This window comes from Microbacterium sp. Bi128 (assembly GCF_918698205.1).
Map to the genome: position 1 here is coordinate 1 of NZ_CAKKMM010001560.1, position 1,139 is coordinate 1,139.

Consider the following 1,139-nt stretch of genomic DNA (forward strand, 5'->3'; position numbering starts at 1 on the left):
GCCCTGCAGTGGCCAAAGGATTCGCCAGGGACTACACAAAGATGTGGGACCAGCGCTATCAATCCCTGGCGACGTCCCTCGATAGCGGTGACGAGACCGCAGCACTGGACGCCGTCCTGAGCCTGAAGACGTCCTCTGCGATGGTCGGCGGCGTCCGTCTGGCTCAGCTCTCCCGAGAGCTTGAGGACGCCATCCGCGTCCGGGACGCTCACCTGGCGCGGCTGCTCCTGCGTGAGGTTGCGGAGAGCGGAAACGACACCGTGGACGAACTGCAGCTCAGGCACAACCTCGGAGACAGCTAGTCCACGGCAGGCGTGAGCCGGTACCCAACGCCACGAATGGTCTGGAGCCAACGAGGTTGCAGCGGATCCTCCCCCAGCTTGCGACGCATGTTGCCAATATGTACTTCGACGGCACGCTCGTCGGATTCACTGATGTAGGCATCCGCGCTGTAATGCTGACCCCGCACTACCCGCACCAGATCAGTCTTCGACCGGACGGCACCTGCCCCTTTCAACAGGGCATGCAGGAGATCGAACTCACTGCGCGTGAGGCTGGCAGGAATGCCATCAACAGTGACCGAACGCGTGTGCGGGTTAAGTACCAGGCCGTTGTGCCGGAATTCCAAACCGTGGGACAGGACAAGGGCCTTTGACGGTGCCGTTCCCGGATCCAAGGACTTGGCCTCAGGGCCGTCCTGCCGAGGCCGGCGCATCATCGCAGACACCCGGGCTCGGAGCTCGCGCGGCCGGAACGGTTTGGTCATGAAATCATCGGCACCGGTATGCAGTGCGGTCAGCGTGTCCAACTCGTCCGTCCTCGCCGTCAGCATGACCACGTAGGCATCGCTAAACTGTCGAATTCGGCGCAGGACTTCAAAGCCGTCAATATCGTTGAGGCCAACGTCCAAGGTGACAACGTTGGCCTTCTGATTCCGCACGACCTCGACCCCCTCGCGACCGCTCGCTGCGCCGTGGACGTCAAATCCCGCCTGGCTCAACACAGCTTCGACAAGATGACGCACGTCGTCGTCGTCTTCCACAACTACGGCGACTCCCAAGTCAGTCATGGCCCCCCTCACATCTGATGCGACACCTACCCCCATAGCGGCCGCGTCGGTACTGCTGTGCAATCATGAT

2 protein-coding genes are annotated in these 1,139 nt (G+C 62.0%); one reads left to right on the forward strand and one right to left on the reverse strand.

Going from position 1 to position 1,139, the window contains the following annotated elements; translation table 11 throughout:
• On the forward strand, positions 1 to 302 hold a 302-nt coding region (locus LQV45_RS34545; protein ID WP_230012413.1), incomplete at its 5' end, for an Hpt domain-containing protein.
• Here LQV45_RS34545 and LQV45_RS34550 read toward each other — a convergent pair.
• Complete coding sequence (locus tag LQV45_RS34550; protein WP_230012415.1) at positions 299 to 1,069, reverse strand: response regulator transcription factor; 771 nt, start codon at positions 1,067 to 1,069, stop codon at positions 299 to 301. The two genes, LQV45_RS34545 and LQV45_RS34550, sit on opposite strands and share 4 nt — an antisense overlap.
• Positions 1,070 to 1,139 lie beyond the last annotated feature (70 nt).